General features: G+C 47.8%; 7 protein-coding genes. All 7 read left to right on the top strand.

Going from position 1 to position 6,689, the window contains the following annotated elements:
• The first annotated feature begins 185 nt into the window (after nucleotides 1–185).
• A complete protein-coding gene (locus WCK19_RS18095; protein ID WP_342398806.1) occupies nucleotides 186–410 on the top strand; it encodes an IS3 family transposase in 225 nt (74 codons plus the stop codon).
• Between the two features lie 21 nt (nucleotides 411–431).
• Nucleotides 432–2,156: an ATP-binding protein gene (locus WCK19_RS18090; protein WP_342398805.1), complete on the top strand. Its 1,725-nt coding sequence runs from the start codon at nucleotides 432–434 to the stop codon at nucleotides 2,154–2,156.
• 17 nt (nucleotides 2,157–2,173) lie between these two features.
• Nucleotides 2,174–2,920 (top strand): response regulator transcription factor, encoded by a 747-nt coding sequence (locus WCK19_RS18085; protein WP_342398804.1) that lies wholly within the window; start codon nucleotides 2,174–2,176, stop codon nucleotides 2,918–2,920.
• A gap of 167 nt (nucleotides 2,921–3,087) precedes the next feature.
• Nucleotides 3,088–3,234: a hypothetical protein gene (locus WCK19_RS18080; protein WP_342398803.1), complete on the top strand. Its 147-nt coding sequence runs from the start codon at nucleotides 3,088–3,090 to the stop codon at nucleotides 3,232–3,234.
• 18 nt (nucleotides 3,235–3,252) lie between these two features.
• Nucleotides 3,253–3,342 (top strand): potassium-transporting ATPase subunit F, encoded by a 90-nt coding sequence (locus WCK19_RS18075; protein ID WP_342398802.1) that lies wholly within the window; start codon nucleotides 3,253–3,255, stop codon nucleotides 3,340–3,342.
• Nucleotides 3,343–3,357: 15 nt separating this feature from the next.
• Nucleotides 3,358–5,151, top strand: a complete 1,794-nt coding sequence (kdpA, locus tag WCK19_RS18070) for a potassium-transporting ATPase subunit KdpA (RefSeq protein WP_342398801.1) — start codon at nucleotides 3,358–3,360, stop codon at nucleotides 5,149–5,151.
• Nucleotides 5,152–5,169: 18 nt separating this feature from the next.
• On the top strand, nucleotides 5,170–6,689 hold a 1,520-nt coding region (gene kdpB, locus WCK19_RS18065; RefSeq protein WP_342398800.1), incomplete at its 3' end, for a potassium-transporting ATPase subunit KdpB.

Here is a 6,689-nt window from a genome sequence, read left to right as displayed (position 1 = left end):
TGAGGCTTGTCTTCTCATGAAATATTATTTCTTTTGGCTGACTTTGCAACAGCCCTGATACTGTTGGCGAACTAGGGTTCATGAGGCGGCAGGTTTAAGAGCAGCAAAGCGACTGACCCTGGTTGTGGCTCTGGGTACGTCTTCAAGCCAGTCATTCAGCCGAACTAAAAAGTACAAGAGCCAAGATTAACCGGGAACTGGGAGCAGAAATTGAGCCTATATTCCAACAGTCCCGACAAACTTACGGCAGTCCCAGAGTAAAAGCGGAGCTAAAGCTCAAAGGGATAAACTGTTCTAGGAAGCGGATAGCCAAGCTGATGTGGGTGATGGGGCTAGTCTCCTGCTACCGTCGTAAAAAGCGAAAGGTCATTTCCTACACTCCACTTTTCCTGGGCAAACTCAGTTTGTAATTCATTGATAAGGTGGCACCAGTGAAATTTCAGGGGAAATCGAAAAAGCCTTTAACAGATTTATATCAGAATAGGTTGTTATATTTTTCAACTGCCCGTTTACGCTGGCAAGGAGTTTTGTTTAGCTTTCTTTCGGTGGCAGTCGCTACGCTCATTCTATTTCTATTAAATGAAGCTCCCTATAATGTGAACATGGTCTTCATGTTCCTAACCCTTATTTCGACTGTTTGGTTTGGATTAATGACTGGCTTCCTGACCGCGGTTCTCTCGTTTTTTTGCTTTGATTTCTTTTTTATCCCCCCTTTTTTTACCCTAGTAATTGATGCTTTGCAGGGTTGGACGGCGGTTTTGCTCTTTTTTGGCACGGCTCTTTTTGCCAATCAGGTAGCCGGACGCGCCAGAATTAGCAGTTTTCACGCTCAACAACATGCGCTGGAGGCTACTGCCCTTTACGAACTGGGAACGGAAGTTTTGACTCGGATAGATCAGCGGGAAATGCTACTGGTAGTGCTGAGGAAAGTCAGCGAAATCCTCAAAGCGCAACACTGTACGCTCTACCTATTAGATGAGGGGGTGGAAGGTAAATTATTGGAAAGTGCTATGATTGAGTTACCTTCTTATCATAATAACCCACATCGACATCCGGACCCGGCAATTGCCCAGACGGTTTTTCAACAGAACCGGGTAGCTTATTTCCCTGTTCAGAGCAATTTCCAGCCGGATAGTTCTAGGCAACATAATGATGGTTTGGTTGACGAAACTGCTCCGGTAGCGTATTTGCCTCTTACTTATGGGTCACAGGTAATGGGGGTAATGGTGACGGTTGGTCGAGATAGAGATGAGCAACTTAACTTCAGTGTTGAAGAAAATCGTTTGATACAGGTATTTGCCAACCATGTAGCGCTGGCAGTTGAACATGCACGTCTGATTCGCGAGTCGGCGCAAGTCGCCACCTTGCGTGACTCAGACCAGCTTAAATCTTCGTTACTGGCTTCGGTTTCTCATGAGCTACGCACCCCGCTTACCTCAATTAAAACCGCTGTCGCCAATCTGGAACTGTATGACGAGCCTCAACTTGGGACAGATTACCATGAAACCTTGAATATTATTGAACAAGAAACCGAGCGATTAGACCGACTGGTAACTAACCTGTTAGACCTTTCTAAAATTGAAGCGCATGCTCTTAAACCGGATTTCGGTTGGTATTATCTGCCTGAAATTGTGCAGAAAGTGCTAGAACGGTTGAACAAAAACCCTCTTCTAAAGAGCCATCCGGTCATTACCACTTTCACCCCTGATTTACCGTTGGCGCATGTAGATTACTTGCAACTTGATCAAGCACTTACTAACCTGATTGAGAACGCTGCCAAATACTCCGCCCCCAATCGCCCAATTACCATCACAGTAGAGTTACAAGCTTGTGTTGAGGTTAAATTACCGAGTGGGCAAACGCTTGATTCGGGCATTTCCAGTACTCAGGTGATACTGGTGAAAGTGTTGGATGAAGGAAGAGGCATACCACCGGGGGAACTCGAAAGGATTTTTGACAAGTTTTACCGAGTGCGTACCAACCAGAATGGGTTGGTCATGGATGTGCCGGGTACAGGAATCGGGCTGGCAATTACTAGAGGTATTATCGAAGCACACGGTGGTAGGGTGTGGGCGCAGAATCGTTTGTATGGCGGGTCAAATTTTACTTTTGCTTTACCGGTCGAACCCATCGCCGAAGATTTTGAGGAAGAATAGGACTGAACTAAAATATTATGGCTAAAACCCAATTTGATAGCATTTATAAACCGAAAATTCTTGTGGTTGATGATGAACCGGCTATTACCATCGGTTTAAAGCGACAGCTTAGCAGTCAAGGCTACGAGGTAAGAACTGCTAGTGGTGGGGTACAAGCATTAGAAGAAATTGAGCAGAATTCACCCGATTTGGTGATTCTAGATTTGATGATGCCTGATTTGGACGGTTTGCAAGTAACACGCGAAGTGCGCCGCCGCATCCTTAGCAATGTGCCAATAATTGTGCTTTCGGCACGGGGTGAATCCCGCCAGAAAGTCGAAGCGTTGGATTTAGGCGCAGACGATTACCTGACTAAACCCTTTGGGTTGGATGAATTGCTGGCGCGGGTGCGGGTAGCTTTGCGCCATCGCCAGCAGCTTAGCAATCCAATGGTTTCAGCTTCACCCACAATTATCAACGATGATTTCTTGACCATCGATCTAGAAAAACACCTAGTATATAAAGAAGGGCAAGAAATCAAACTTACTCCCAAGCAATATGAAACCCTGAAATTTCTGGCTTCGAATCCTGATAAGCTAATTACTCACCAAATGTTGTTGCACCATATATGGGGACCTGAATACGGCAAAGAAACTCAATACCTCCACGTTTTAATCGGTCAGTTGCGTCAGAAACTTGAATCAGACTCCGCTACTCCTCGCTATATCCTGACCGAGCCGGGCTTGGGTTATCGCTTTCGCCTCCCTGAAAGAAACGACATCTAATATTTTTTAGAAAAATTTTAGTACAACACCTTCTCTTTTTAGTATTTCTTTAGAACTAATTGTTAAGCTGAAGATAGGAAAACCTGCATATAACTCTGCTAAAAGTGGTGCGGAGTTATAGTCGGCTTCATCTGCTTGCTTTGCCTTTCATAAAGGAGAATGAATCCATGTTAGACCTTTTATTTGTAGTAGCAGGGGTATTGTTTTTCGTGGTAGCAATCCTCTATGTTTTTGGCTGTGATTGGTTAGTCAAAGAAGAAAAAACTAACACCGGGGGTTATGTGAAAACTACTCTTGAACAAACTGAGAACTAACGCTAACCGGAGGAAATTATGCCAATCGATATGCTTCTAGGCTTGATTGCGGCGATCTTGCTGGTGATTTACCTAGCTTATGCTCTGCTACAAGCTGAGAAATTTTAGTGAGGGATTAAGCCAATGACCGCGAATGGGTTGCTCCAGATTGCCCTTTACTTCTTGGTAATTCTATTGATTACCAAGCCGTTGGGGATTTATATGTTTCGGGTCTTTAGCGGGGAACGCACTTTCATGCACCGTGTTCTAAGACCGATTGAAGCGGGCATTTATAAAATAACCCGCATTGACGAGAAAAAGGAGATGAACTGGATAGTTTATGCTATCGCTATGCTCCTTTTCAGCCTAGTAACTATGCTATTGACCTATCTGGTTTTGCGCCTACAGGATGTTTTACCGCTTAGCCAGACAATTGATGCCAGTGGCGCTAAAGTTGGCAAAATGCCTGAAGCTCTGGCTTTTAATACTGCTGCCAGCTTTACTACCAACACCAATTGGCAAAACTATATACCTGAGACAGGTTCATATGCAGCTTCAGGGGCAGCCAGCACGGGAAGTGGCGTTACCTATTTTACTCAGCTAACCCAGTTGGCTTTCCACAACTTCGTGTCGGCGGCGGTTGGTATCAGTATTGCGGTGGCGCTCATCCGAGGTTTGGTGCGGCGGCAAGCCCGCGAATTGGGTAACTTCTGGGTGGACGTTGTCCGCGCTATCCTTTATATATTGTTGCCCTTGTGTACAGTGATTGCGCTCTTTTATGTGTGGCAGGGTGTGCCGATGAATTTCAACGATTATACCGTTGCTACTACTGTGGAAGGGCAACAACAAATAATCGCGCAAGGTCCGGTAGCAAGCCAAGAAGCCATCAAAATGCTTGGCACTAACGGTGGCGGTTTCTTTAACGCCAACTCCGCCCATCCTTTTGAGAACCCTACCCCCTTTACCAATTTTATCCAGATACTTTCGATATTTGCCATCGGGATGGGCTTACTCTACGCCTTTGGACGTTGGGCAGGTAACACCAAACAAGGTTGGGTGCTGGTGGGAGCTTCCATGTTTTTATTCGGTTTAGGCTTGTTTGTGTGTTATGCAAGTGAAGCGCAGGGAAACCCCATTGTGGCGGTACAGGGCGTAAATCAATCTGTAGCCGATACTAACCCCGGCGGAAATATGGAAGGCAAGGAACTACGCTTTGGTATTGTAGGCTCGGCGTTATTTACCACCATCACTACCGATGCCAGTTGCGGAGCGGTTAACAGCTTCCTCGATAGCTATACCCCGCTTGGAGGATTAGTGCCCCTGACCAACATGGCTTTGGGTGAAATAGTAGTAGGGGGTGTAGGCGCAGGCTTCTATGGGAAGATTGTCTTTGTAATTCTGGCGGTCTTTATCGCCGGACTGATGGTAGGTCGTACCCCCGAATATCTAGGCAAGAAAATAGAAGCCCGTGAGATGAAAATGGTAATGCTGGTAGTGCTGATTTTGCCCATTAGTATTCTGGGTTTCAGTATGGTGGCTTCGATTAATGACGTGGCGCAAAACAGCATTGCCAATCCCGGACCGCATGGTTTAACCGAGATGCTTTACCTGTTTACCAGTTCTACCGGGAATAATGGCAGTGCCTTCGCCGGAATTACGGGCAACACCGCTTTCTACAATATTACCGGCTCTGCCGCGATGTTAATCGGTCGCTTTCTGATGATTGTGCCAATCCTAGCGTTGGCAGGGGCGCTGGCACGCAAGAGAACTGTGCCTGCCAGCGTGGGTACATTCCCCACTACCGGACCGTTATTCGCCGGATTGCTGGTAGGCGTAATCCTGATTGTAGGGGCATTGACCTATTTTCCGGCTTACTCGCTTGGTCCGTTGGTTGAACAGTTCTTTATGAATGCCGGAAAAGTGTTCCAGCTTAGCTAGGGTTTCAGGAGATTTCGAATGAGTGAGTATAATTTAAATATGAGTCCCGGTAGCCTTGAGCCTGCCACCCTACCGAATATTCCGGGAAAGCCGCATCGTCCGCGCCGTTCCAGTAGCCTGCTCGACCCTAAGATAATTCGGCAGGCGCTTCTTCCCGCTTTTACCAAACTCGACCCAAGGGTTCAATTTCGTAACCCTGTGATGTTAGTGGTAGAGGTAGGCAGTCTTATCACCACGATTGTGTTTATCGCTGGTTTCTTTGATGGGGCAAGCCAGAAAGACCAATTTTTCGTGGGCTTTACCAGCCTGTGGCTCTGGTTCACCGTTATATTCGCTAACTTCGCCGAGGCAATGGCAGAAGGGCGAGGCAAAGCCCAAGCCGATACCTTGCGCCGAACCAAAACCGAAACTTCCGCGAAATTGATTACCACCGATAGACTGGACACTCCTGAGGTTCTTACCGCTCAGGTGGCTGCCCCCCAGTTAAAAAAGGGTGATGTGGTGCTGGTGGTAGCGGGAGAAGTAATACCGGGAGATGGAGAGGTAATCGAGGGCATCGCCAGCGTGGATGAGAGCGCTATCACGGGAGAGAGCGCCCCGGTTATCCGCGAGAGCGGCGGCGACCGCTCGGCGGTTACAGGCGGTACCAAAGTGCTATCGGATTGGGTCAAGGTTAAAATTACCTCTAACCCCGGCGAGAGCTTTCTTGATCGCATGATTAGCCTCGTTGAAGGGGCTAACCGCCAGAAAACCCCTAACGAAATCGCTTTGAATATTCTCATTGCGGGTTTGACCATCGTTTTTATGCTGGTGATTATCAGCCTGCAACCCTTCGCCATTTATAGCGGTGCGCCTCAGTCCCTTACCATTTTGGTGGCGTTGCTGGTTTGCCTGATACCCACTACCATCGGCGGTTTGCTGTCGGCTATCGGGATTGCCGGAATGGACAGACTGGTGCAACGCAACGTACTGGCGATGAGCGGGCGGGCGGTTGAAGCAGCCGGAGACGTGGATGTATTGTTGCTGGATAAAACCGGCACTATAACCCTCGGCAATCGGCAAGCTGCCGAGTTTATCCCGCTCGCCGGAATCCGCATAGAAGATATGGCGGATGCGGCTCAACTTAGCTCATTAGCCGATGAAACCCCCGAAGGTCGCTCTATTGTAGTGCTGGCGAAGGAAAAATACGGGCTGCGTGGTCGGGAAGTGTCGCAACATAACGCCGAATTTATCCCTTTCACTGCTCAGACTCGCATGAGCGGAGTTAATTTAGAAGGAGTGGAAATTCGCAAGGGCGCGGCGGATGCGGTGGTGCGCTATGTTCGCAGCAAAGATGGTACTATCCCCCCCGAATTGGAGGATATTGTTAGCCGTATCGCCAAAAGCGGCGGTACTCCTCTGGCGGTCGCGCGGAATGGTCAAATGTTAGGTGTAATCCACCTTAAAGACGTAGTAAAGGGCGGTATGCGCGAGCGTTTCGACGAATTGCGCCGAATGGGTATCCGTACCGTTATGATTACCGGAGATAACCCCTTGAC

This window comes from Candidatus Chlorohelix sp. (assembly GCF_037138995.1).
Classification (GTDB): Bacteria; Chloroflexota; Chloroflexia; order Chloroheliales; family Chloroheliaceae; genus Chlorohelix.
Note: the sequence above shows the minus strand (reverse complement) of the source record. Positions and strands in the feature narration are given on the sequence as shown.

Coding starts and splice junctions, on each gene's coding strand:
- WCK19_RS18075 (WP_342398802.1), top strand. CDS start 3,253: ATGCCAATCGATATGCTTCTAGGCTTGATTGCGGCGATCTTGCTGGTG.
- WCK19_RS18085 (WP_342398804.1), top strand. CDS start 2,174: ATGGCTAAAACCCAATTTGATAGCATTTATAAACCGAAAATTCTTGTG.
- WCK19_RS18080 (WP_342398803.1), top strand. CDS start 3,088: ATGTTAGACCTTTTATTTGTAGTAGCAGGGGTATTGTTTTTCGTGGTA.
- kdpA (WP_342398801.1), top strand. CDS start 3,358: ATGACCGCGAATGGGTTGCTCCAGATTGCCCTTTACTTCTTGGTAATT.